Origin of the sequence: Methyloceanibacter caenitepidi (genome assembly GCF_000828475.1) — a bacterium.
Classification (GTDB): domain Bacteria; phylum Pseudomonadota; class Alphaproteobacteria; order Rhizobiales; family Methyloligellaceae; genus Methyloceanibacter; species Methyloceanibacter caenitepidi.
On sequence record NZ_AP014648.1, the window covers coordinates 2,175,420 to 2,199,855 of the forward strand.

Consider the following 24,436-nt stretch of genomic DNA (forward strand, 5'->3'; position numbering starts at 1 on the left):
GACCCCTATAAGGCGCACCATCTCACACGCGGGGACAAAGCGTCACATTGGTTTTCTATAACCAGTGCGCTCGCTCCGGTGACCGGTTTTCGATCGGTCTCTCAACGCCCCGCGGCGGAAAAACCGGAAAAAGGAGTCTGCAGTCCCATGGCACTGCCCGATCTATCTATGCGCCAGCTCTTGGAAGCTGGGGTTCACTTCGGCCACCAGACACATCGCTGGAACCCGAAAATGGCGCCGTTCATCTACGGCTCCCGCAACAATATCCACATTATCGACCTGACCCAGACGGTGCCGCTGCTGCACCAGGCTCTGGTCGCCGTCTCCGACGTGGTCGCCAAGGGCGGACGCGTGCTCTTCGTGGGCACCAAGCGCCAGGCCGCCGAGGCGATTGCGGAAGGTGCGCGCTCGTCGGCACAGTACTTCATCAATCACCGTTGGCTCGGCGGTACGCTGACGAACTGGCGCACCATCTCGCACTCCATCAAGCGCCTGAAGGCCCTGGAAGAGCTGCTCGAGGGTGAGCACCGCGGCCTCACCAAGAAAGAGCTTTTGCAGCTGACCCGCGAGCGCGACAAGCTTGAGATCTCGCTGGGCGGCATCAAAGACATGGGTGCGCCGCCGGACCTCATTTTCGTGATCGACACCAACAAGGAGTCCATCGCGATCGCCGAGGCCCGCAAGCTGAACATCCCGGTCGTCGCGATCGTCGATTCCAACTGCGACCCGGACGGCATCAACTATCCCATTCCCGGCAACGACGACGCCGGGCGCGCGATCACGCTGTATTGCGACCTGATTGCCCGTGCCGCCATTGACGGTATCGAGCGCGGCCAAGGGTCGGTCGGCGTTGATCTGGGCGAAGCCGAGGAGCCAATGGCCGAACCGGCCATCGAGGATGCCCCGGCAACGGAAGCAGCACCGGCCGAAGCCGGCGAAGCTGAATCCACGGCGAACGCGTAATCGAAAAGCCGGGCCCTTTCGGCCCGGAACAAGTGAAGAGGAACTGATGGCGACGATCACTGCGGCCATGGTCAAGGAGCTCCGCGAGAAGACCGGCGCGGGAATGATGGATTGTAAGTCGGCCCTGAACGAGAACGACGGCGACATGGAAGCCGCCGTCGATTGGCTTCGTGCGAAAGGCCTCGCCAAGGCGGCGAAGAAGGCCGGTCGTGTCGCCGCGGAAGGCCTGATCGGTATCGCGGAGACCGACACCGAGGCAGCCCTCGTGGAAGTCAATTCCGAGACCGACTTCGTGGCCCGGAACCCGACCTTCCAGGACATGGTCACCGCCATCTCCAACGCCGCCATCAACGCCAAGGGCGACATCGAGAAGCTCGGCGCGGAAGCCTACAAGGGCGGCAGCTCTGTTGCCGAAACGCTGAAAGAGATGGTCGGCTCCATCGGCGAGAACATGACCCTCCGCCGGACGGCTTATCTCGACGCGGGCAAGGGCGTGGTCGCGAGCTACATGCACAACCAGGCCGCTCCTGGGCTCGGCAAGATCGGCGTGATCGTTGCGCTGGAATCCACCGGCGATGTGGATGCCGTGAAGGGCTTCGGCAAGCAGGTCGCCATGCACATCGCGGCGACGAACCCGCAGGCCATCGACACGGACAGCCTGGACCAGGAGCTGGTCGAGCGCGAGCGTACCGTCCTGACCGAGCAGGCCAAGGAGTCCGGTAAGCCGGACAACGTCATCGAGAAGATGGTCGAGGGTCGCTTGCGGAAGTTCTATGAGGAAGTGGTCCTGCTCAAGCAGCCCTTCGTGCATGACCCGGACAACACGGTCGCCAAGGCCATGGAGGCCGCCGGCAAGGATGCAGGCGCCCCCATCAAGATCGTCGGGTTCTACCGGTATGCCTTGGGCGAGGGCATCGAAAAGGAAGAAGGCGACTTCGCCGCCGAGGTTGCCGCCGCTGCCTCGGGCGCATAGGGTTCAGGCGGCGGCTCGGTATCGAGTCGCCGCCGATCCAAGCCTGGGTGGGCCGGGGCCTTTTCACCCGGCCCGTTTTTGGGATAATCCCGCCATATTGCCGCCGGAGCCATGCGTTGATGGACACACCGTCTGCCGCGAAGTCGCGCTACAGGCGCGTACTCGTCAAACTCTCCGGGGAAGCGCTCGCCGGCGATAAGGGCTTCGGCATCGACCTCGATGTCATCGATCCGATCGCGAAAGACATCGCCGCGGCAGCGGCGATCGGCGTCGAGATCTGCGTCGTCGTGGGTGGCGGCAATATCTTCCGCGGCATGATGGCGGCCGAGGGCGGCATCGATCGCGCTCGGGCCGACTACATGGGCATGCTGGCGACGGTGATGAACGCGCTCGCCCTTCAGACCGCCATCGAACGGGCAGGGCAGACGGCCCGCGTCCTTTCCGCGATCCCGATGCCGACAGTCTGCGAGCCCTATATCCGGGACAAGGCGCTCGATCATCTGAGCAAGGGGCGCGTCCTGGTCTTCGCGGGCGGGACCGGCAATCCGTTCTTCACGACCGATACGGCGGCCGCTTTGCGCGCCGCGGAGATGGAATGCGAAGCTCTTTACAAGGCCACGCAGGTCGACGGCGTCTACAGCGCCGACCCCAAGAAGGTGCCTGATGCAAAGCGTTATGAACGCCTGAGCTACGCCGAAGTCCTCAAGCAGGATCTGAGGATCATGGACGGGGCCGCAATCGCCCTTGCCCGAGACAACCGGATTCCGATAATTGTGTTCTCGATCAAGAACCAAGGCAGCTTGGCTCTTGAACTCCAAGGGCAAGGGGCCTCGACGATCATCGACGGCGGTTAGGCCGTCCAACAAATTCGGAAACGCCAACACAACGCGCCAGGGCCGGCTCGGAATGCCGGAACGATGGCTGCTAGGGATGACAAGATGTCTGACTTTGACTTGGATGAAATCGAACGGCGGATGCGCGGCGCGCTGAGCTCTCTAAAGCACGAGTTCAGCGGACTGCGCACGGGCCGCGCCAGCGCCAGCCTATTGGATCCCGTCATGGTGTCGGCCTACGGAAACCCGATGCCGCTGAACCAGGTGGCAACCGTCAACGTTCCCGAAGCACGGATGATTACCGTGCAGGTCTGGGACAAGGGGCAGGTGCCGGCGGTTGAAAAAGCGATCCGCGAGTCCGATTTGGGGCTGAACCCGGTCGTCGAAGGCCAGCTCCTGCGGCTGCCGATCCCCGAGCTCAACGAAGAGCGCCGCCAGGAACTGGCGAAGGTCGCTCACAAATATGCGGAGCAGGGCCGGATCGCCGTGCGCAATGTGCGCCGCGACGGCATGGAGCATCTGAAGAAGGCCGAGAAGGACGGTGACATGGGCAAGGACGAGCACCATGCGCTGGCCAACAAGGTTCAGGACTTGACCGACAAGGTCATCAAGGAAATCGACGAGGCGCTCGCCACGAAGGAAGCGGAGATCATGCAGGTCTGATTAGGACCCGTATGCGGAAGCTCGGTGGCCGGTTTCGGAGAAGCACGCTGTGACGCTCGTAGTGGACAACAAATGGGGCAGTGAGACCCAGCCGGGCCCGCGCCATGTCGCCATCATCATGGACGGCAATGGCCGCTGGGCCGCCGAGCGGCGCCTGCCGCGCGTCGAAGGCCACCGGCGCGGCGTCGAGGCCGTGCGCCGGGCGGTCGAGGCAGCGGGCGATCTCGGCATCACGCATCTCACCCTGTTCAGCTTCTCCTCGGAGAATTGGTCGCGGCCCGCCGAGGAGATCAAAGACCTCTTCGGGCTCTTGCGGCGCTTCATCCGCCGCGACCTCGCCGACCTCCACAAGAATGGCGTGCGCATCCGCATCATCGGATCACGTACCAATCTCGACGCCGATATTCAGCGCATGCTGGATGACGCGGTGGAACTGACGAAAGAGAACACGGCGCTCAATCTCACGATCGCGTTCAACTACGGCTCGCGCAATGAGATCACGCGGGCGGCAACCCGCTTCGCCGAAGACGTCAAGGCGGGCGTGCTGGCACCCGGGGACATGACCGAGCAGCTCTTCGGGTCCTATCTCGATACCGATGGTCTGCCCGATCCGGACCTTCTCATTCGCACATCCGGAGAACTGCGCCTTTCGAACTTCCTGCTCTGGCAATTGGCCTATGCGGAGTTCGTGTTCGTCGACACCTATTGGCCCGACTTCAACAAGACCCATTTCGAAGACGCGATCGCCGAGTTTCAGCGGCGGAACCGCCGCTTCGGCGGCCGCACCGTGAGATCGACGGCGTGACGTCTCCGCCGCCTTCCCAAGGCAACTCCTCGCAGTCTCAGAGCAAAGCCTTGCCGGAACTGTGGCGCAGGATCGGGTCCGCCGTGTTCTTGGCTGCGCTGACGCTCGCCGCGCTCGTCCTCAGCCCCTGGACCTTTCTCGTTCTGGTCATCGCATCGGCCATGGTCCTGACCTGGGAGTGGGGCTCGGCAACGCGGGCCACGGGCGGCGACGCCACCTCGATCATCCATATCGCTTGCGCAACCGCCGTCGTCATTTTTGTCGCGGTCCATAGGTACGAGTATGCAGCGATCATCTTTGCCGCCGCGATGTTGACGCTCCTCATTTCCGGCTACCAGAAGAAGACGCCGAAGGAAGCAAAACTCGACGCGGGCGGCTTGGCCTATGTCGTGCTGCCCGCCGCCGCCCTTATTTGGCTGCGCAGCGACCCGAACCACGGGCTGGCGGCCGTTCTGTTCGTCCTCGTCGTCAGTTGGACCACGGACACGGCCTCGTATGTCGGCGGCCGCGCATTCGGCGGTCCGAAATTCGCGCCGACGATCTCGCCGAAAAAGACCTGGAGCGGCTTCATTATTGGCACCGCAACGCCCATGCTGATCGGCGTGCTCTTCGCGTACTATCTCGGCAACACCTCTCCGGTGGCCCTGGCGCTGGTGGCATTAGTGCTTGCCTTCGCCTGCCAGATGGGTGACTTGCTTGAGAGTGCCGTGAAACGGAGCCTGGGCATCAAGGATATGAGCCAGCTTATTCCGGGCCATGGCGGCTTCTTCGACCGGATCGACAGCCTACTGATGGCGGCGGTCGTGGCAGCGTTGATTGGCCTGCGGAATCCTGAATTTCCGGCTGCCGGGCTCTTGATATGGTGAGGGGCGTACCCTGTTTCCCGTAAGAGAAAACGCTGACTCCGAGCCCCGTTCGAGCGCCAAACAGCCCAAACGGATCAGCGTGCTCGGCGCCACCGGATCGATCGGCGAAAGCACGCTCGATCTCGTCGGGCGCAATCCCGACGACTATGATGTCATTGCGCTGACCGGCAACAAGAACGTCGCTCGGCTGGCCGAGCTTGCCGTGCAGCACGGCGCGAAGCTGGCCGTGACGGCGGATGCGGGAAGCTACAAGGACCTCTTGCTGGCTTTGGCGGGCACGGACATCGAAGTGGCCGCAGGCCCGAAGGCGCTGCTCGATGCCGCATCACGTCCCGCGGATTGGATCATGGCCGCCATCGTCGGCGTCGCGGGGCTTCGGCCGACCTTGCGTGCCGTGAAGCAGGGAACGGCCGTCGCGCTCGCCAACAAGGAGTGTCTCGTCTCCGGCGGCGAGATCTTCATGCGCGAGGTTGCCCGGCACGGCGCGACGCTCTTGCCCGTGGACTCCGAGCACTCCGCGGCGCGCCAAGCCATGACCGGCACCGAACCCGACAAGATCGAATCCGTCTGCCTCACCGCCTCGGGCGGTCCCTTCCGGACCTGGAGCGTCGAGCAGATGGCGGAGGCCGGCCCCGAACAGGCCCTGAAACATCCGAACTGGTCGATGGGCGCAAAAGTCACGATCGATTCCGCGTCCCTCATGAACAAGGGGCTGGAACTCATCGAAGCGCATCATCTTTTCGCGCTGCCGCCCGAAAAGCTGTGCATCCTCGTGCATCCCCAGTCCATCGTGCACTGCCTCGTGCAAATGACCGATGGCGCGGTGCTGGCTCAACTGAGCTGCCCGGATATGCGCACACCGATCGCCTATAGCCTGGCCTGGCCCGAGCGCATGCACGTACCCAACGAGCGCATCGACTTGGCGACGCTCGGCTCCCTCACGTTTGAAGCCCCGGACCCCGAACGATTCCCGGCCTTGCGCCTGGCCAAGGAGGTTCTGGAAACCGGCGGCAGCGCGGGCGCCGTGCTGAACGCGGCCAATGAAGTCGCCGTTGCGGCCTTCCTCGAGAAGCGGTTAGGGTTCCTCGGAATCGCCGGGCTGGTGGAGACCACGCTGGTCGACTGCGCCGACCTGATCGCGCTCGCTCCGGAAACCGCCGAGGACGTGTACGAGATCGACGAAGAGGCGCGCCGCCGGGCGAGGGACCGGCTGCCCCGTTGGGCGGGTGCAGACGCGGGGGACTGAAGGACGCAGCGGAGCAGGCCGCGCCCGGCACGACGGACGTGCCGGAATAGGCATGCACGTACTGAACTGACTAAGAAGGGCCCAATTCTCTAGGTAACCGGACTTATGGATATTTTCACATCGCTCGCCGGCTTCGGCGGGAGCTTTCTCAGCTATCTCATTCCGTTCCTGTTCATTCTGACCGTGGTGGTCTTTGTCCACGAGATGGGGCACTTCCTCGTGGCTCGCTGGTGCGGCGTGGGAATCAAGGCGTTTTCCATCGGTTTCGGCCCCGAGATCTTCGGGTTCAACGACAAACACGGGACCCGCTGGCGCGTCGCCTGGATCCCCCTCGGGGGCTACGTGAAATTCATCGACGACGAGAACGCCGCAAGCGCCGGCCAGAAGTCCCTCGAGTCGGTGCCGGAGGCAGACCGGGAAAAGACCTTTCAGGGAAAAACTCTGGGTCAGCGCGCCGCCATCGTCGCCGCGGGCCCGATTGCGAATTTCATCTTCGCGATTCTGATTTTCACGGCCGTTTTCAGCATCTTCGGCGAACGGATCACCGCGCCGAAGGTTGACGCGGTCGCCCCGGACAGTGCCGCGGAGCGGGCCGGTTTCCAGCCGGGCGACGTCATCACGAGCATCGACGGCAGCAAAATCGCGAACTTTACCGATATGCAGCGGATCGTGGCCACCAGCCCTGACCGGGAACTGCATTTCGCTGTCGAACGGGACGGCAAAACCGTCGATTTGACGGCGATTCCGGAACGGAAGGAAATCACCGACCGCTTTGGAAACACGTTCAAAATCGGCCTTTTGGGTATTCAGCGCAGCGCCTCGCCGGACGACTGGACGTGGCAGCGCCATGACCCGGCCACAGCGTTCGTGATGGGCGTCAAAGAATGCTACTTTGTCGTGTCCCGGTCCCTCGGGTACCTCTATGACGTGATCAAAGGCCGTGAAGACGCGGATCAGCTCGGCGGTCCGCTGAGAATTGCTCAAGTATCTGGGCAGGTTGCCACCGCAGGCTTTCTTGCGCTCCTCAACCTCGCTGCCATCATCTCGGTTAGTATTGGCCTCATCAATCTATTCCCAATACCTATGCTCGATGGTGGCCATCTGCTGTTTTACGGAATCGAAGCTGTGAGGGGGAAGCCGTTAAGCGAAACCACTCAAGAAATCGGTTTTCGCATTGGCCTTGCGTTCGTCCTCATGCTAATGATTTTTGCGACCTGGAACGATCTGATTCATTTGAAGTTTCTGTGATGGTGGAATTGGCGGGCAGGGGATAAAAAGAACCGCTCGATTTCACCTGAAAAGAGACGGATCGTATCTAAAATCGGCCACAAACAGATGGCCAGCTTGGTCCATAGGCCCAAAGCCTATGGGGGGTTTGGGTTAACGGGGGATTACACCAGAAATGGTGCGGTGGACGTTGGAAAGAGGACTCATGGCAGTCCTCCTAGTGTTGTGTAGCGTCCCGCTCTCGCTGGGTATCAGCGCGAGCTTTGGCGACCTCACAGCCGCTGCCCAAAACGCCACCATCAGCTCCGTCGTCGTTCAAGGCAATCAGCGCGTCGAAGCCGAGACGATCCGCTCTTACCTCACGTTTTCCGCCGGCGACCCCTACGACCCCGGCGAGATCAACCAATCCCTTAAGACCCTATTCGCCACCGGCCTTTTCAAGGACGTTCGCATTAAGCGGCAGTACTCCACGGTCGTCGTTGTCGTCGTCGAAAATCCCGTCGTCGCGCGCGTGCGCTTCGAAGGCAACAAGGACGTCGAGAGCGACGTGCTGAGTTCGGAAGTTCAGGTGAAGCCGCGGTCGGTCTATACGCAAGCCCGCGTTCAGGCCGACGAGCAGCGAATCCGCGATGTCCTCGCACGTCAGGGCCATTACGACGCTCAAGTCAGCGCCCAGGTCATTCCGCTCGGTGGCAACCGTGTAGAAGTGGTCTACCAGATCGGCGAAGGCGTTAAGACCAAGGTCAAGGCCATCAAGTTCGTCGGCAACGAGGCCTTCAGCGCCTCTCAGCTCCGGTTTGTGGTGACCACGAAACGGACGAGCTGGCTCAGCTTCCTCAAGAACGACAACATCTACGATCCGGACCGGCTTGCGCTCGATCGCGAACTGCTGCGCCAATTCTATTTGAAGAACGGCTATGCGGATGTCCGCATCCTTTCCTCGAATGCCGATATCCTGCCGGGTGAGGGTGGCGGCGGTTGGCTGAACCGGAACGAGGGCGGCTTCGTCATCACGTTCGAGATCTATGAAGGCCCGCGCTACGACTTCGGCTATATCGATATCGAGAGCGCCTTGCCGTCGTTGGACGTCAACGCCCTTAGCGGCGCGCTCCTGACGAAGCCCGGCAAACGCTACAACGTCGAAAAGGTCGAGAAGACCGTCGAAGCCTTGACCGTCAAGGTGTCCGAACAGGGCTATGCCTTCGGTCAGGTCCGGCCGCGTTTCGATCGCGATCCGACCACGCAGACGATCAACATCACTTACGTGATCGACGAAGGTCCGCGGGTCTACATCGAACGGATCAACATCGTCGGCAACTACCGCACCGAGGATCAGGTTATCCGGCGGCAGTTCCGTCTGGCAGAAGGCGATGCTTATAACCGTCTGCTGATCGAGGCCGCGCGCAAACGTTTGCGCTCGCTCGGGTTCTTCAAGACGGTCGATATTCAGACGTCTCCGGGCAGCGCGCCGGATCGCGTCGTCATCGATGTTGTCGTCGTCGAACAGCCGACGGGTGAGTTCTCGTTCGGTGTCGGTTACTCCACGACGGAAGGCGTCATCGGCGACGTGAGCGTCACCGAGCGCAACCTGATGGGCCGCGGTCAGTATGTCCGCTTGGGTCTCTCGGGCAGCCTTGAGCGCTTCCAGGTGGACTTCAGCTTCACCGAGCCGGCCTTCCTCGGCCGGAACATCGCGGCCGGTTTCGACCTGTTCCACAAGGAAGTCGACCTGACCAACGTGGCCTCGTTCAAGCAGCGCGATACCGGTGGCAACCTGCGTATCGGCTTCCCCGTTGCCAACAACACCCAGCTCGGCTTGCGCTACCGGCTCCAGCGCGAGGAAATCTACGACGCCACACGAGATGCCTCGCTTGCGATCAAGCAGGCCGCGGAAGAGGGCGCGGTTATCGTCTCGAGCCTGGGCTATACGCTGGCTTACGACACTCGGAACCTGCCGCAATCGCCGACCAGCGGTATCTTCGCGTCGATTTCGCAGGATTTCGCGGGCGTCGGCGGCGACGTCCAGTACAACCGCTTCATCCTGGACACCCGCGGCTATTACCCGATCACCAACAAGATTACGCTTGTGGGCCGGGTCCAGGGTGGCGTCATCGAGCCTTGGGGTGGCGAGGATCTGCGTCTGACCGACCTGTTCTTCAAGGGCGGCGAGACGATCCGCGGCTTCGACCGCGCCGGTTACGGCCCGCGTGACGCCTGCCGCAACCCGACGACCGGAAAGCGCGTCCCGGACTGCAGCCAGGACTCCTTGGGTGGCAAGTATTTCTGGGCTACGACGGCCGAGGTACGCTTCCCGCTGCCGCTCATTCCTGAGAACCTCGGCATGCAGGGCGCCGTCTTCGTCGACGCGGGCTCTCTCTGGGGTCCGGGGGAGGCGGCCATCCAAGCGGTCGATATCGACGAAGGCAGCTACATCGAGGACACCGCGGATATTCGCCTCTCGACCGGTGTCAGCCTGATCTGGCAGTCTCCGCTTGGTCCGCTCCGCGCCGACCTCGCCGAGGCCCTGTTGAAGGCCGACTTCGACAGAACCGAGCTCTTCCGCTTCGGTGCCTCGACCGCTTTCTAAAGATTGCCGCTATCCGATGCGGAGTGCTGTTGTCGCGACCGCTTGAGCGCGGCCCGCTAGGAGACCCAATGGAACATCCGGGATTTTTCAAACGCGCCGGTCCGTTCGCTTTGGGGCGCGTTGCGGAGACCGTCGGGGCAGAACTCGGCCCGGACACGGACCCCGACCTTGAGATCGTCGACGTCTTGCCGCTCGACGATGCGGGCGAGGGGCACCTGTCCTTCGTAGACAATCCCAAATATCTGCCGGCGCTGGAGACGACGAAAGCAACCGCATGCATCGTCGCCCCGAAATTCGTCCGCAAAGTGCCGTCCGGCACCGCTGCGCTGACGATGCGCGAACCCTATCGCGGTTTCGCTAAAGCGATCGCCTTGTTCTACCCGGAATCGCTCCGCCCGAAGACGGCGGGACCCGCCATGGACGGCGTGGCGGCCCTCGGTGTTCATCCGTCTGTGGTGATGGAGCCCGATGTGACGATCGAACCCGGCGCCGTCATAGGGCCCGAAGCCCATATCGGACGGGGCACGACGATCGCCGCCGGCGCCGTCATCGGCTACCGGGTCCATATCGGCCGGAACAGCTATATCGGGCCCAACGCCTCGGTGACCCACGCCCTGATCGGAAACAACGTCGTCATCCATTCAGGCGTCGCAATCGGCCAGGACGGATTCGGCTTTGCGATGGGACGGGAGGGCCATATGAAGGTGCCTCAGATCGGCCGCGTCGTGATTCAGGACGATGTGGAGATCGGGGCCAATTCGACCGTCGATCGCGGGGCCCTGCGGGATACGATTATCGGAGAAGGCACGAAAATTGATAATCTCGTCCAAATCGGGCACAACGTCATCGTCGGTAGGCATTGCATTATTGTGTCGCAAACGGGTATTTCGGGCAGTTCCGAGCTTGGCGATTTCGTGGCTCTGGGCGGGCAGGTCGGCGTCGTTGGCCATCTGAAGATTGGCGCCGGAGCACAGATCGCTGGGAGCAGCAACGTACGGGGCGATGTTCCTGCCGGAGCACGCTGGGGCGGCACACCGGCCAAACCGGTCCGGCTATGGTTCCGGGAGCTGACTCTTTTGCGGCAGCTTGCCGAACGTAAGGATGTAAAGATTGACCAAGGAGAAGGCGGGGACGGCGCGTAGCCAGCCCGCATCGAAGGAGCCGGTCCGAATGAACGAGAGCGGAGAAATTCAGAGGCCCGATCGGGTTGAAGCTGCCGATATCATGAAGCTTCTGCCCCATCGCTACCCCTTCCTGCTTGTCGACCGCATTGTCGACATGGATGGGGATCGCTCTGCGACCGGCATCAAGAACGTGACGGCGAATGAGCCCTATTTCCAAGGGCATTTTCCCGGCAACCCGGTTATGCCCGGGGTTCTCTTGATCGAAGGCATGGCCCAAACGGCAGGCGCGCTGTGCATGCGGTTCCTCGACGAATTCGAGGAGCCGCCGCTCGTGTACTTCATGGCCATCGACAAGGCGCGTTTCCGCCGCCCGGTGATCCCTGGGGACACCGTCCATTACCATGTGGAGAAGATGCGCAGCCGCGGCAAAGTCTGGCGCTTCAAGGCGCGTGCCCTAGTAGATGGCAATCTGGTGGCCGAGGCGGAAGTCAGCGCAGTGATCGTCGATACGATCGAGGCAGAGTAAACGTTCCATGTCCAATATTCATGCGACCGCGCAGGTCGATCCGGGTGCGAAGCTTGGGTCGAATGTCGAGATCGGGCCGTTTTGCGTGGTCGGTCCCCATGTCGAGATCGGCGACGATGCAGTCATCCGCTCCCACGTCGTGATCGACGGACGCACTAGGATCGGAGCAGGCTGCAAGATCTTCCCGTTCGTATCGGTCGGACTTGAGCCGCAGGACGTCAAATACAAGGACGATCCGAGTACGGTTACGATCGGCGAGAACACGGTGCTGCGCGAGCATGTGACCGTACACAGAGGAACATCGACGGGGCATATGGCGACCCGTGTCGGGTCGAACTGCTTCTTGATGATCGGCGCGCATGTCGCTCATGACTGCCAGATCGGAGACAATGTCACCTTGGTGAACAGCGTCGCGCTCGGCGGCCATGTGTCCGTCGGAGACGGCGCGATCATCGGCGGGCTTTCGGCCGTGCACCAGTTCGTGCGGATCGGCGCCTATTCGTTCGTCGGCGGCATGTCGGGCGTGGCCGCGGATTTGATTCCCTACGGCATGGCGCTGGGCAACCGGGCCAACCTCAACGGCCTGAACATTGTCGGTCTCAAGCGCCGCGGTTTCCCGCGCGAGCAGATCCATGAGGTGCGCAAAGCCTATCGCATGCTATTCTCGAGCGAAGGCACCATGAAAGAGCAGCTTGAGGACGTGGAAGCGATGTTTTCCACGAACGAACTCGCGCGTCAGATCATCGACTTCATCAAGAGCGATACGGATCGCCAATTCTGCATCCCTAGCAATGTCGCATCGCCGAGCCGCTGATAGCGAGCCGTCTGACGCGGTCAAGGTCGCGAAGATCGAAGGGCCGCTAGGCATCATAGCCGGGCGCGGGTCGTTGCCCGCGTTCATCGCGGACGCCGCCAGCGCCGACAATGTCCCGGTCCACATTGTGGCCATCCGGGGCGAGGCGGACCGAGATATCGAGCGCTTTCCGCACACCTGGATCAAATGGGGCGAGGTCGGGAAGGTGTTCACGGCTCTCGACAAGAACGGCTGCAACGATCTCGTCATTATCGGCGGAGTAAGCCGTCCGGACTTCAAGAACGTCAGGATCGACCTCGGTGCCCTTAAGGCGCTGCCGTTTCTCCTCAGCCTCAGCAAGGGCGGCGACGATCATATCCTGTCCCGGATCGTGCGCTTCTTCGAACAGAAGGGCTACCGTGTTCATGGCGCCGGCGACGTTCTGCCCGAACTCCTGGTGCCCGAGGGAACGCTGACCCGGCGATCGCCCTCGGCGGGCGATGAAGCGGATATGGCGCTCGCCTTCGAGGTCGTCCGTACACTGGGCAAGCTCGACATCGGCCAGGCCGCGGTCGTCTCGAACGGATACGTCTTGGCTGTCGAAGCGGCAGAAGGCACCGACGCGATGCTGGAGCGCTGCGCGGCGATCAAACAGGAAGGCCGAAGTCACGGGACCGGGACGGGCGTCCTCGTAAAGGCGCCGAAGCCCGGCCAAGAAGAGCGCGTCGACATGCCCACCATCGGCCCGGAGACCATGCTGAAGGCGGCGGAGGCGGGGCTCTCCGGCGTTGCCGTCGCGGCGCAGCACGTGCTGATCGCCGACTACAATCGGACCATCCAGATCGCCAACGAACGGAAGCTCTTCCTCTACGGTGCCCCCTGGGGCGAGACGGAAGCGTAACCGCTAGCGCTTGTCCATGGGCACGAAGGGACGCTCCGTGGCGCCGGTGTAGAGCTGCCGGGGACGGCCGATCCGCTGAGACGGATCCTCGACCATTTCCTTCCACTGCGCGATCCAACCGACAGTCCGCGCAAGCGCGAACAGCACCGTGAACATTTCAGTCGGGAAGCCGAGCGCCTTCAGTGTGATACCCGAATAGAAGTCGATATTCGGGTAGAGCTTCTTCTCGATGAAGTACTCGTCCGAAAGGGCGATCTTCTCGAGTTCCATGGCCACTTTGAGGATGGGGTCGTCCTGCAGCCCCACGGCGCCGAGAACTTCGTGGCAGGTCTTCTGCATGATCTTGGCGCGGGGGTCGTAGTTCTTGTAGACCCGGTGCCCAAAGCCCATCAGGCGGAACGGGTCGTCCTTGTCCTTCGCGCGCTTGACGTATTCGGGAATGCGGTCGACCGACCCGATCTCTTCCAACATCATGAGCGCCGCCTCGTTTGCGCCGCCATGGGCCGGGCCCCACAGACAAGCGATACCGGCGGAAATGCAGGCAAAGGGGTTGGCGCCGGACGAGCCGGCAAGTCGGACCGTCGAGGTGGAGGCGTTCTGCTCGTGATCGGCATGCAGGATGAAGATCCGGCGCATGGCCCGGGTCAGGATCGGATCGACCTGATACTCCTCGCACGGGACGGCGAAGCACATCCGCATGAAGTTGGCCGAGTAGTCCAGATCGTTCTTCGGATAGATGAAGGGCTGACCCACGGAATATTTGTAGGCCATGGCCGCGATGGTCGGCATCTTCGCGATCATGCGGATGCTGGCCATCTCGCGCTGCCACGGATCCCGGATGTCGATGGAGTCGTGATAGAAGGCCGACAGCGCGCCCACGATACCAACCATGATCGCCATCGGATGCGCATCGCGGCGAAAGCCGGAGAAGAAGCGGTTCATCTGCTCATGGAGCATTGTGTGCCGCGTGATGCGGATCGTGAAGGCGTCGTACTGCTCCTTGGTCGGAAGCTCGCCGTAGAGCAGGAGATAGGCCGTTTCCAGGAAGGTCGTATTTTCCGCAAGCTGATCGATCGGATAGCCTCGATACAGCAAGACGCCCTTGTCGCCATCGATATACGTGATCTTGGATTCGCAACTCGCCGTTGAGGTAAAACCGGGATCGTAGGTGAAGCACCCCGTTCGGCCGTAGAGCGACGTGATGTCGATGACATCCGGTCCCATCGTACCGGAGCGGACCGGCATCACATGCTCCCCACCGCGGAGCGTGACGGTCGCTTCGTCCACGTCGTTCGAGCCAAGCTCTTCTGCGATACTCATCTCAAAACCTCCTGGACATAAGCGGGGTGGCGGGCAAAACGCTCAACCGGATTCACAAGAATACGACGCCCCCAAAGTTCACCGCATCGTTTTGCGTTGCCGCATTTTCGCGTTGATTTTACTGCAGCGCAACACGAGTTACTGCATAAATATTACGCACTTTGGACTGCGCGCGTTTGATCGGCAATCCGCCCCAAAGCCTCTTCGCGCCCAAGGACCTCGAGCACATCAAAGATACCGGGCGATGTCGTTCGGCCGGTCAGGGCCGCACGGAGCGGCTGCGCCACCTTACCAAGCTTCCGATCGGTTCGCTCGGCAAACGCTCGCACGCCGGCTTCGATTCCCGCCACCGACCAAGGATCGACCGCCTCCAGATCCGGCAGCAACTCGGCCAAGGTCTCGCGGCCGCCGTCTTCGAGGAGCTTGGCCGCCTTCTCGTCGGGCTCGATAGGACGCTTGGCGAAGAGATAGTCCGCGCTCTCCAAGAGATCGATCAGGGTCTTGGCCCGCTCCTTCAAGCCCGGCATGGCGCGCTCGATCTTGTCCCAGCCATCGTCGCCGATGCGTGCGAGGAGCGCATCGCCGTCCGCAAGGTGCGGCACGAGCGCCTTCAAATGGCTCACGATCTCTGCGTCCGGCATGGCCCGCAGGTAGTGGCCGTTGAGGCTTTCGAGCTTGGTGAAGTCGAATCGTGCCGGCGAGCGGCCGATGGCCTCGAGATTGAACCAGGAAATCATCTCGTCGGTGGAGATGACCTCCGCGTCGCCATGGCTCCAGCCGAGCCGGACCAAATAGTTCCGCAAGGCGACGGGCAAATAGCCCATTTCGCGGTAGGCCTCGACCCCGAGCGCGCCATGCCGCTTCGACAGCTTCGCCCCGTCCGGCCCGTGAATCAGCGGCACATGGGCATAGATCGGTGTCTTCCAGCCAAGCGCCTCGAAGAGCTGGGTCTGGCGCGCGGCATTGGTGAGGTGGTCGTCGCCGCGGACAACGTGGGTAATGCCCATATCGTGATCATCGACCACCACCGACAGCATGTAGGTCGGCGTGCCGTCGCTGCGTAGGAGCACGAAGTCGTCCAGGTCCTTGTTGGCGAAGGTCACGCGGCCCTGGACGCGGTCCTCGATGACGGTCTCGCCGTCGCGTGGCGCCTTGAACCGGATCGCCGGCGCAACACCTTCCGGCGCCAGGGCCGGGTCCTTGTCGCGCCACCTCCCGTCGTAGCCCGGCGTACCGCCCTCGGCGCGCGCCTTCTCGCGCATGGCCTGCAGCTCCTCCGGGCTCGCATAGCAGCGATAGGCCTTGCCTTCCGCCAGGAGCTGCTCTGCGGCCTCACGGTGACGCGGCGCGCGCGAAAACTGATAGACCGGCTCGCCGTCCCACTCGAGCTCCAGCCAGCGCAGCCCGTCCAGAATGGCCTCGATGGCCGCATCCGTGGACCGGGCCCGATCCGTGTCCTCGATTCGAAGCAGCATCTTGCCGCCATGCGCCTTGGCGAAGAGCCAATTGAACAAGGCGGTACGCGCGCCGCCAATATGCAGGAAGCCCGTCGGGGACGGCGCAAATCGCGTGATAACGGTCTCGGTCATCGGTGAGGTCTTGACCCGGAAAAAGTGGTTGAGATGAAGAAGGAAAGCGTCCGCGCGAGGGTGTAGCATACGGGAAGCACGCGGGTAAGGGCAGGCTGGGGGGAGCCATGCCGGGGACGGACGACAGACAGGATGACGACGGGCGCGGCTGGCCCCCGGACGCGTCCACGCGTCCCCCAGGACTGCTGCCACGCCTGGCGCGGTCCCTCACGGATGCTCTGGAGGCCGAGACCGACCGCTGGATCCTGTGGTTGCCTGTCTTCTTCGCGGGCGGCATAGCGCTCTATTTCGCCCTACCCACGGAGCCGCAGGCCCGCCTAGCTGTCGCATTCGTTCTTGGCGCGCTGGGCATATTCATTTTCGTCCGTGTATCGCCCGCCGGCGCCGCCTTGGGGCTAGCGCTAATGGCGCTCTCTATGGGTTTTGGGGCCGCCAAACTACGAACGGAACTTGTCCGCGCACCGGTTCTCCAGGCCGAACTGCGGCACGTGTCCGTGCAAGGCTACGTGGAGACTTTCGAACGACGCAGCGACGCGCGCGACCGGCTGACGATACGCGTAGTCTCGATCGGCTCGCTGACCCGCGCGGAGGCTCCGGAGCGCGTGCGCGTGACCATCTCCGGCAAGGACACGGCTGTCGCTCCCGGAGAGGCGGTGTCCTTACGCGCGACCCTGAACCCGCCACCGGAGCCTGTCGCCCCCGGCGACTTCGATTTCGGCCGGCGGGCGTGGTTCCAGCAGCTGGGCGGCATCGGATATGCCACGGGCCGGGTCAGCCATCTCGACGGCGCTCCGGAACCGCCATTGAGCTTGCGCCTGTGGGCCGGGGTCGACCGGCTTCGTGATGCTGTCGGTGCGCGCATCCGCGCCGCGCTGCCCGGTGAGGACGGCGCGATTGCCGTGGCCCTGATCACCGGGGAGCGGGGCGGCATTCCGAAACACGTGACCGAGGCCATGCGAGACGCGGGGCTCGCCCATGTCCTAGCCATTTCCGGCCTGCACATGGTGATCATGGCGGGCAGTGTGTTCTGGCTCGTGCGGGCGTTGCTCGCCGCTGTGCCGGCTCTGGCACTGCGGTATCCCATCAAGAAATGGGCGGCAGCAACTGCGCTCCTGGCCGCCACGTTCTATTTGGTTCTGTCCGGAGCGGCTGTCCCGACGGTTCGCGCCTATTTGATGATGAGCATCGTCATGGTCGCGATCCTGCTCGACCGGCCTGCCATTACCATGCGCAACGTCGCCCTGGCGGCACTCGCCATTCTCACCTTCTCGCCCGAATCCATGTTCGACCCGAGCTTCCAGATGTCCTTCGCGGCAGTCATCGGCCTTGTGGCCGCCTACGAGGCGCTTTCGGCCCGTGAGCGGCTGTCTACCGTCGAGACCAGCGCCCTGTGGCGCCGCCTGCGCTGGACTGCCGCGCTCGTGATGGGGGCAGGGCTAACGACGTTGATCGCCGGTACGGCCGTGGCGCCCTTTGCGGTTTATCACTTCCATCGCATGACCCATTTCGGGATCGCCGCGAACATGATCGTGGCGCCGCTTATCAGCCTACTGATCATGCCGATGGCGCTCCTCTCCTTGATCGCCATGCCGTTTGGTCTCGAAGCCTGGCCGCTGCAGGCCATGGGATATGGAATCGAACTCATGGTGGGCACGGCGGCGTGGGTGGCGTCCTGGCCCGGCGCCGTGACTGTCCTGCCGGATTTGTCGGGCTGGTCGCTCGCGCTCATCGCGCTTGGCGGACTGTGGCTGTGTCTATGGCGAACGCGACTGCGGGCACTCGGCCTCGTGATCGCCGGGCTGGGACTGGCGCTGGCGCCCCCGGGCAACCGGCCGGACGTGCTGATCGAGCGCGACGGCAAGACCGCCGCCATCCGCGGGGAGGGTGGGCTCATCTTCCCGTCGGCAACGGCGGCGAGTTACAGCGTCGAGAAATGGCTCTTGGCCGACGGCGACGACACCGATCCGAAGGTGCTGCCGCCAACAACGCCGTTTCGCTGCGATCCGATCGGCTGCGTGGGCAAGGTCAACGGAAAGACGGTTGCGTTGATTCGGGAATCCGGCGCCATCGCCGAAGACTGCCGCAGGGCCGATATCGTGATCGCGCCTTTCAAGCTCGGCAAGGCCTGCAAAGCCCCGCGCGTCATCGTGGACCGGGCGGCGCTGTCGGCCCAAGGCGCGCACGCGCTCTATATCGAAGGATTGTCCATTCGGACGGAGACCGTGGCGGATCACCGCGGAAGACGCCCCTGGTCGCGGCACGCGAGGTCTCCTGCCACCGATCTGCGCAAAGCTTCGGAACGGTAGCTGGGCCCGAAGGGCAGGAACTCAGTAGCGGCGCTAGTACCGGCGGATAAGGCCCACGAGCCGCCCTTGGACCCGCACACGGTCCGGCCCGAAGATACGGGTCTCGTATGCGGGATTGGCGGCCTCCAGCGCGATCGAGTCGCCGCGTCGGCGCAAGCGCTTCAGCGTGGCTTCTTCCTCGTCCACGAGAGCCACGACGATATCGCCATTATTGGCATCGTCGCACTTGCGGATCAGGATCGTATCGCCCTCGAGAATGCCGGCTTCGATCATCGAGTCGCCCTTCACCTCGAGCGCGTAATGCTCGCCCTTGGCCAGAAGCTCCGGCGGCACCTCGATCGTATCCAGCTTGGTCTGAATGGCCTCGGCCGGCACACCTGCGGCTATCCGGCCCATGATCGGCAGCGCGATGGTCTGCCCTTCGGAGACCGGATGCGCGGCCGGTGACGCGGCACGCCCAAGACTGCCTTCGATCACACTCGGTGAGAAACCGCGCCCGCGTGCGGCCACGCTCTGCGGCACCGATTCGGGAAGCTTGATGATTTCCATGGCGCGTGCCCGGTGGGGCAGACGGCGGACGAACCCGCGTTCTTCCAGTGCCGTGATGAGGCGATGAATGCCGGACTTCGACCGAAGATCCAGAGCTTCCTTCATCTCATCGAACGAAGGCGGAACGCCTGACTCCTTCAACCGCTCATGAATGAACATGAGAAGCTCTTTTTGCTTCGGTGTGAGCATCTGGCCCCCTATTTGAGCGGCTCGAACGCGAGCGCCAACCAAACTAGCTTCGGCCACTCTCGGATATGGCCTCGCCCGTATCGTACAAATCGTGAACAGTATAGATGTTCTATTTGTGTTCCGCAAGCGGTACCCGACACACATCGGCCCGAGCGGCGCTTTTGGACGCCTTTTGTTCGTTTGATTCGGGTTGCCGGGGGGTTAACTAGTCCGGAAACGGAAGGATAGAGACCTTTCCGCCCTCGGGGACGGCAGGGGACGAGGCGGGCTGCACGATGAGGCAGTCCGCGCGGGCCAGGGCTCCCATCAGGGACGAATCCTGGGAGGGAAGCGGGCGAACGGTGCGCGTACCGTCGCCTGCAAAGGCCGAAATGGCCCGATGATAGGCTTGCCGCGGACCACCCTTGGCAAGTGGGGCGGCCAGAATCGCCTCTTGTAGGGAATCCTTCCGGCTGTCGCCGAGAAGCGCCCGCAACATTGGCCGCAGGAAGACGAGACCGCAGACCATCCCCGAGACCGGGTTCCCCGGAAGACCGAGCACACGTGCCTGGCCGAGCCGTCCAGCAAACAGCGGCTTTCCAGGCCGCATGGCCACTTTGGCAAAGTCGAGCTCCATCCCTACGTTGGCCAGCGCGCCCGCGACCAAATCGCGATCGCCGACCGAGGCCCCGCCGATCGTCACGAGGATATCCGCATCGGCGCCGCGCGTGATCGCATCCGCAAGCGCCCGCGCCTCGTCGGGCGCAATCCCAAGATCGACAGGCACGCCGCCCAGCGACTCAACGAGAGCAGTGATGCCGTAACTGACGGACGCCACGATCTCGTCGGGACCAGGCATGCTCCCAGGCGGCACGATCTCGTCGCCGGTCGAGAGGATCGCGACACGCGGCTTCCTGCGAACCGGCAGTTCCGCATGGTTCATCGCCGCAGCCAGTATGAGCGCGCGGGCGCCAAGTCTCGTTCCCGCCGTCAGCAGCACGTCGCCTTCCATGAAATCCTGACCGCGGGGGCGGATGTGCCGACCGGCCTCGACCTCCTTGATCAGCACGCTGTCTCCGAGCGCCTCGGTGTCTTCCTGGATCACCACTGTGTCGGCTCCGTCGGGCACCGGCGCGCCCGTGAAGATCCGGACCGCCTGGCCGGGCTCGAGGATGCCGTCGAAGCGCGCGCCGGCAGCAGACGTCCCCACCAGGGCAAGCGTCGCGGGCAGGGCGCGAACGTCGGCAACACGGACCGCATAGCCGTCCATGGCCGAAGAATCGAAAGGGGGTTGGGTGAGCGTCGCGCTCAAATCTTCCGCAAGCACCCGGCCTGCGCCATGCGCAACCGGAACGCGTTCAACGCCGAGCGCGGTCAATCCCCGAAGGGCCCGTTCAAGCGCGTCCTCGACGGAGATGAGAGCCATCGCTTAAGGCGCGCGGAACGTGCCGGAGCGGCCACCCGTCTTCTCGATCAGGCGGATGCCCGAGAAGCTCATGGCCCGGTCCACGGCCTTGCACATATCGTAGAGCGTGAGGCAGGCGACCGTGACGGCAGTCAACGCCTCCATCTCGACGCCGGTCTTGCCGTCGACCTTCGTCGTCGCCTCGACGCGCAGGCACGCATTCTCACGGTCCGGTGTAAAATCGACCGTGACCTTCGACAGCGCCAAGGGGTGGCACAGGGGAATAAGGTCCGAGGTTTTCTTTGCACCCATGATGCCGGCGATACGCGCCGTCGCCAGCACATCGCCCTTGGGCGCCGTCCCGTCCAGGATCATGTCGAGCGTCGCCGGCGCCATAGTGACGAAACCTTCGGCGGTGGCGGTGCGCGAGGTGACAGCCTTCTCCGACACGTCGACCATGTGGGCCTCGCCGCGCGCGTTGAGATGCGACAGCGGGCTCTTCAAGGGGCTGTTCATTGCGCCGCCTCGGTAGCGGTTTCCTCGCCCGTCAGGAGCGCGCGGGTCGCGGCAGCCACATCGGGCTTCCGCATTAGGCTCTCGCCCACCAGAAACGTCCGGACGTCGGTACGTGCGAGCCGCTCAAGATCTGCGTGATGGAAAATGCCGCTCTCTGAGACGACGATACGGTCGCCGGTCACGCGCGGCGCGAGCCGTTCGGTGGTCTCGAGGGTCGTGTCGAAGGTCTTGAGGTCGCGGTTGTTAATGCCGATAAGCTCGGTCTTGAGCTTCAGGGCGCGCTCGAGCTCCGCCTCGTCATGCACCTCGGCCAGCACATCCATGCCGAGGTCGCGCGCAGCGTCCTCGAGGTCATGGGCCACGGCATCGTCAAGCGCGGCCATGATGATCAGGATACAGTCCGCCCCGAGAACGCGCGCTTCGAGCACTTGGTACGGATCGACCATGAAGTCCTTGCGCAACGCGGGCAGGGAACAGGCCGCGCGGGCCATGGTCAGATACTCCGGGTTGCCCTGGAACGAGGGACCGTCCGTCAGCACAGACAGACATGCCGCGCCGCCGGCCTTGTATGCGACGGCTAGCGTCGGCGGATCGAAATCGGCCCGGATCAGACCTTTCGACGGGCTGGCTTTCTTGATTTCGGCGATAAGCCCGAAGTCTCCCGACGCGATCCGCGCCTTCAGCGCGCGAGCGAAACCTCGGGGCTTGTCGGCGGGATCGAGCTGCGCACGCAAGTCGGCCTCGGAGTGCGTATTCTTCGCAGCCGCAACCTCTTCGCGCTTGTAGGCCAGGATTTTGTCGAGGACCGTCGCCATGGGAAATCCCTATCCGTCCACCTTAGCATTGGTGCGCTCGACAAGCCCCTCCAAAACTTTGAAGGCTTTGCCGCTGTCGATGGACTCGGCGGCAAGCGCGACCCCGTCGCGTAACGTGTTGGCCTTCCCGGCGACCAGCAGCGCGGCTGCGGCATTCATCAGAACGATATCCCTGATCGGCCCCGGATTGCCCTGGAGCACGGACCGGATATGCGCCGCGTTCTCTTCGGCGTCGCCGCCGACGATATCCTCGGGCTTCGCGTCCGGGAGGCCCGCATTACGCGGCGAAATCCGGAACGTGGAGACTTGGCCCCGGTCGAGGAGGGCCACCTCGGTGATATTCGTGGTGGTGACCTCGTCGAGACCGTCCAGCCCGTGCACCACCCAAGCGCGCTCGACGCCGAGGCGCCCGAGGACGCGAGCGATCGGCTCCACATATTTGCCGTCGAACACGCCCACGACCTGATATTTCGTCGACGCCGGGTTGGCCAAGGGGCCGAGCAGATTGAAGATCGTCCGTACCCCGAGTTCGCGCCGCACCTTGGCCACATGGCGCATGGCGGCGTGATGGGCCGGGGCGTACATGAAGCCCAAGCCACACTCGGCGATGCAAGCCTCGATGATCTCGGGCGGGCAGTCGACATTGACGCCCAGGGCGGCGAGCACGTCGGCCGAACCCGAGCGCGAGGAAATCGACTTGTTGCCGTGTTTGGCCACGGGCACACCGGCGCCTGCCACGACGAACGCGGCGCAGGTCGAGATGTTGTGGGTTCCCTTGGCGTCGCCGCCCGTGCCGCAGGTGTCGATCGCGTCCGCGGGCGCTTTGACCGACAAGGCCTTCGCGCGGAGCACGCCGGCGGCGCCGGTGATTTCGGCGACAGTCTCTCCGCGAACATGCATGCCCATCAGCAGAGCCCCGATCTGCGCGTCGGTGCCTTCGCCGGACATGATGGCCTCGAACGTCATCGCGGACGCGTTCTGCGACAGCGTCTCGCCTTGGGCGACGATCTTGAGTGCCTCCCGTACGACTTCGGACTCCGCTTGAGGAGCGGGCGGGGGGCTAGAGGACACCGGCCGTATCTTTCGCCGGGAGACCGCGGCTGTTCCGCTCAACGCGGGCAAGGTCCAGGAAGTTCGCGAGCAATTGATGGCCGTACTCGGAGGCGATGCTCTCGGGATGGAACTGAACGCCGTGCACGGGATAGCTCTTATGCTGCATGCCCATGATGATGCCGTCGGCCGTCTCTGCCGTCACTTCCAGTTCGTCCGGCAGCGTGTCCCGGTCGACGACGAGCGAGTGATACCGGGTTGCGGAGAAGTCCTGCGGCAGCCCGGCGAAGATGCCTTTGCCCGTGTGGCGCACCTTCGACAGCTTGCCATGCATCAGATAGGGCGCACGCACGACCTTCCCGCCATAGACCTGGCCGATGGTCTGATGGCCGAGACACACGCCGAGGATCGGCACGTCGGGCCCGGCACGGCGGACAAGCTCGAGGCAAATGCCGGCGCGGTCCGGATCGCACGGCCCGGGCGACAGCACGATCGCCTCCGGCCCCTCCGCGAGAACTTCGTCGACCGTCACCTTGTCATTCCGATAGACCTGGGTTTCCGCACCCAATTCCCCAAGGAAATGAACGAGGTTGTAGGTAAAGCTGTCGTAGTTATCGATCAGGGTCAGCATGGGTTCAGTTATGCCTTGCGCCAATGTGCCGTCAAGACCGGCAAGCTGTTAGGAGGCGGCGTCTCCCCGTATGTCTCGTGGAGCCAGGAACAGGGACAGGCTGCCGCTCCCCACGTCGACGCTGGACCACAAGCCGGCCGTGAAGTTGATCACCGCCAGTCCGCCCGTGGGATATTTCTCGGCCAAACGGTCCCGTAGCTCCTTCGGCCCAGCCCCGATCAATCCGAGGGCCAAGGCCTGGATCTCGGGATTGTGCCCGACCAGCAAGACGCTTCGCGCGCCCGGTTGCAGGTTGCGCAGCATGTCGAGCAGCTGGTCCGGGCTCGCATGATACAGGGCATCGTCGTAAACCACCTCTGGCTCGATCTTGAGTTCCGGCAACACGAGCGCGAGCGTGTCCACCGTGCGCTGGGCCGACGAGCACAGGATCAGCTCCGGATCGATCCCCCGTTTGGACATGGCCCGCCCCATTACCGGCGCATCGCCCATCCCGCGCGCATTCAGCGGCCGTTCCCGGTCGGGAAGCGCAGGATTCTTCCAGCTCGATTTCGCGTGGCGCAGGAGGCTGAGGGTGAGCATG

At 63.4% G+C, this 24,436-nt stretch carries 23 protein-coding genes; 14 read left to right on the forward strand and 9 right to left on the reverse strand.

The window, feature by feature from the left end; genetic code table 11:
- The first annotated feature begins 147 nt into the window (after positions 1 to 147).
- The 13 genes from rpsB (at position 148) to GL4_RS10195 (ending at position 13,507) form a co-directional block, all read left to right on the forward strand.
- Positions 148 to 963: a 30S ribosomal protein S2 gene (gene rpsB, locus GL4_RS10135; RefSeq protein WP_045367144.1), complete on the forward strand. Its 816-nt coding sequence runs from the start codon at positions 148 to 150 to the stop codon at positions 961 to 963.
- A 46-nt stretch (positions 964 to 1,009) separates the two neighbouring features.
- The gene (gene tsf / locus GL4_RS10140) at positions 1,010 to 1,936 is read left to right on the forward strand and encodes a translation elongation factor Ts (RefSeq protein ID WP_045367147.1); all 927 of its coding nucleotides are present in this window, start codon (positions 1,010 to 1,012) and stop codon (positions 1,934 to 1,936) included.
- A 119-nt stretch (positions 1,937 to 2,055) separates the two neighbouring features.
- On the forward strand, positions 2,056 to 2,790 hold the full coding sequence (gene pyrH / locus GL4_RS10145; RefSeq protein WP_045367150.1) for a UMP kinase: 735 nt from the start codon (positions 2,056 to 2,058) through the stop codon (positions 2,788 to 2,790).
- An 84-nt stretch (positions 2,791 to 2,874) separates the two neighbouring features.
- Positions 2,875 to 3,432: a ribosome recycling factor gene (gene frr, locus GL4_RS10150; protein ID WP_045367153.1), complete on the forward strand. Its 558-nt coding sequence runs from the start codon at positions 2,875 to 2,877 to the stop codon at positions 3,430 to 3,432.
- Positions 3,433 to 3,550: 118 nt separating this feature from the next.
- Positions 3,551 to 4,237 carry an isoprenyl transferase gene (locus GL4_RS10155; RefSeq protein WP_082025790.1) on the forward strand — a complete coding sequence of 229 codons (687 nt, stop codon included), beginning with the start codon at positions 3,551 to 3,553 and terminating at the stop codon, positions 4,235 to 4,237.
- Positions 4,234 to 5,103: a phosphatidate cytidylyltransferase gene (locus GL4_RS10160; protein ID WP_052464358.1), complete on the forward strand. Its 870-nt coding sequence runs from the start codon at positions 4,234 to 4,236 to the stop codon at positions 5,101 to 5,103. The genes GL4_RS10155 and GL4_RS10160 overlap by 4 nt, the downstream gene beginning before the upstream one ends.
- A gap of 79 nt (positions 5,104 to 5,182) precedes the next feature.
- Entirely contained in the window at positions 5,183 to 6,349 is a 1,167-nt protein-coding gene (gene dxr, locus GL4_RS10165; RefSeq protein ID WP_342016309.1) for a 1-deoxy-D-xylulose-5-phosphate reductoisomerase, read from the forward strand.
- A gap of 105 nt (positions 6,350 to 6,454) precedes the next feature.
- The gene (gene rseP, locus GL4_RS10170; RefSeq protein WP_045367161.1) at positions 6,455 to 7,597 is read left to right on the forward strand and encodes an RIP metalloprotease RseP; all 1,143 of its coding nucleotides are present in this window, start codon (positions 6,455 to 6,457) and stop codon (positions 7,595 to 7,597) included.
- 184 nt (positions 7,598 to 7,781) lie between these two features.
- Positions 7,782 to 10,163, forward strand: coding sequence for an outer membrane protein assembly factor BamA (gene bamA, locus GL4_RS10175; RefSeq protein ID WP_045369925.1), 2,382 nt, complete (start codon positions 7,782 to 7,784; stop codon positions 10,161 to 10,163).
- Between the two features lie 68 nt (positions 10,164 to 10,231).
- Complete coding sequence (gene lpxD / locus GL4_RS10180) at positions 10,232 to 11,305, forward strand: UDP-3-O-(3-hydroxymyristoyl)glucosamine N-acyltransferase (RefSeq protein WP_045367164.1); 1,074 nt, start codon at positions 10,232 to 10,234, stop codon at positions 11,303 to 11,305.
- A 28-nt stretch (positions 11,306 to 11,333) separates the two neighbouring features.
- A complete protein-coding gene (gene fabZ, locus GL4_RS10185; protein WP_045369927.1) occupies positions 11,334 to 11,813 on the forward strand; it encodes a 3-hydroxyacyl-ACP dehydratase FabZ in 480 nt (159 codons plus the stop codon).
- Between the two features lie 7 nt (positions 11,814 to 11,820).
- On the forward strand, positions 11,821 to 12,627 hold the full coding sequence (gene lpxA / locus GL4_RS10190; RefSeq protein ID WP_045367168.1) for an acyl-ACP--UDP-N-acetylglucosamine O-acyltransferase: 807 nt from the start codon (positions 11,821 to 11,823) through the stop codon (positions 12,625 to 12,627).
- A complete protein-coding gene (locus tag GL4_RS10195; protein WP_045367171.1) occupies positions 12,605 to 13,507 on the forward strand; it encodes an LpxI family protein in 903 nt (300 codons plus the stop codon). The genes lpxA and GL4_RS10195 overlap by 23 nt, the downstream gene beginning before the upstream one ends.
- Positions 13,508 to 13,510: 3 nt before the next feature.
- Here the strand turns inward: GL4_RS10195 and gltA are convergent, their stop codons facing one another.
- Entirely contained in the window at positions 13,511 to 14,827 is a 1,317-nt protein-coding gene (gltA, locus tag GL4_RS10200; RefSeq protein ID WP_045367174.1) for a citrate synthase, read from the reverse strand.
- A gap of 152 nt (positions 14,828 to 14,979) precedes the next feature.
- Positions 14,980 to 16,416: a glutamate--tRNA ligase gene (gene gltX / locus GL4_RS10205; RefSeq protein ID WP_045367177.1), complete on the reverse strand. Its 1,437-nt coding sequence runs from the start codon at positions 16,414 to 16,416 to the stop codon at positions 14,980 to 14,982.
- Between the two features lie 107 nt (positions 16,417 to 16,523).
- Here gltX and GL4_RS10210 point away from each other — a divergent pair, with 107 nt between their 5' ends.
- Positions 16,524 to 18,722 carry a ComEC/Rec2 family competence protein gene (locus tag GL4_RS10210; RefSeq protein ID WP_052464360.1) on the forward strand — a complete coding sequence of 733 codons (2,199 nt, stop codon included), beginning with the start codon at positions 16,524 to 16,526 and terminating at the stop codon, positions 18,720 to 18,722.
- 33 nt (positions 18,723 to 18,755) lie between these two features.
- On the opposite strand, the gene lexA is transcribed toward GL4_RS10210, so the two are convergent.
- From lexA to GL4_RS10245, 7 genes are all read right to left on the reverse strand, one after another.
- Positions 18,756 to 19,460, reverse strand: a complete 705-nt coding sequence (gene lexA / locus GL4_RS10215; RefSeq protein ID WP_045367185.1) for a transcriptional repressor LexA — start codon at positions 19,458 to 19,460, stop codon at positions 18,756 to 18,758.
- Positions 19,461 to 19,665: 205 nt separating this feature from the next.
- A complete protein-coding gene (locus tag GL4_RS10220) occupies positions 19,666 to 20,865 on the reverse strand; it encodes a molybdopterin molybdotransferase MoeA (protein WP_045367187.1) in 1,200 nt (399 codons plus the stop codon).
- A gap of 3 nt (positions 20,866 to 20,868) precedes the next feature.
- Positions 20,869 to 21,360: a cyclic pyranopterin monophosphate synthase MoaC gene (gene moaC / locus GL4_RS10225; RefSeq protein WP_045367189.1), complete on the reverse strand. Its 492-nt coding sequence runs from the start codon at positions 21,358 to 21,360 to the stop codon at positions 20,869 to 20,871.
- Entirely contained in the window at positions 21,357 to 22,175 is an 819-nt protein-coding gene (gene trpC / locus GL4_RS10230; RefSeq protein ID WP_045367192.1) for an indole-3-glycerol phosphate synthase TrpC, read from the reverse strand. The genes moaC and trpC overlap by 4 nt, the downstream gene beginning before the upstream one ends.
- Positions 22,176 to 22,184: 9 nt before the next feature.
- A complete protein-coding gene (gene trpD, locus GL4_RS10235) occupies positions 22,185 to 23,183 on the reverse strand; it encodes an anthranilate phosphoribosyltransferase (protein ID WP_045369929.1) in 999 nt (332 codons plus the stop codon).
- 52 nt (positions 23,184 to 23,235) lie between these two features.
- Positions 23,236 to 23,856, reverse strand: coding sequence for an anthranilate synthase component II (locus GL4_RS10240; protein ID WP_045367194.1), 621 nt, complete (start codon positions 23,854 to 23,856; stop codon positions 23,236 to 23,238).
- 48 nt (positions 23,857 to 23,904) lie between these two features.
- Positions 23,905 to 24,435, reverse strand: coding sequence for a SixA phosphatase family protein (locus tag GL4_RS10245; RefSeq protein ID WP_045367196.1), 531 nt, complete (start codon positions 24,433 to 24,435; stop codon positions 23,905 to 23,907).
- Position 24,436 lies beyond the last annotated feature (1 nt).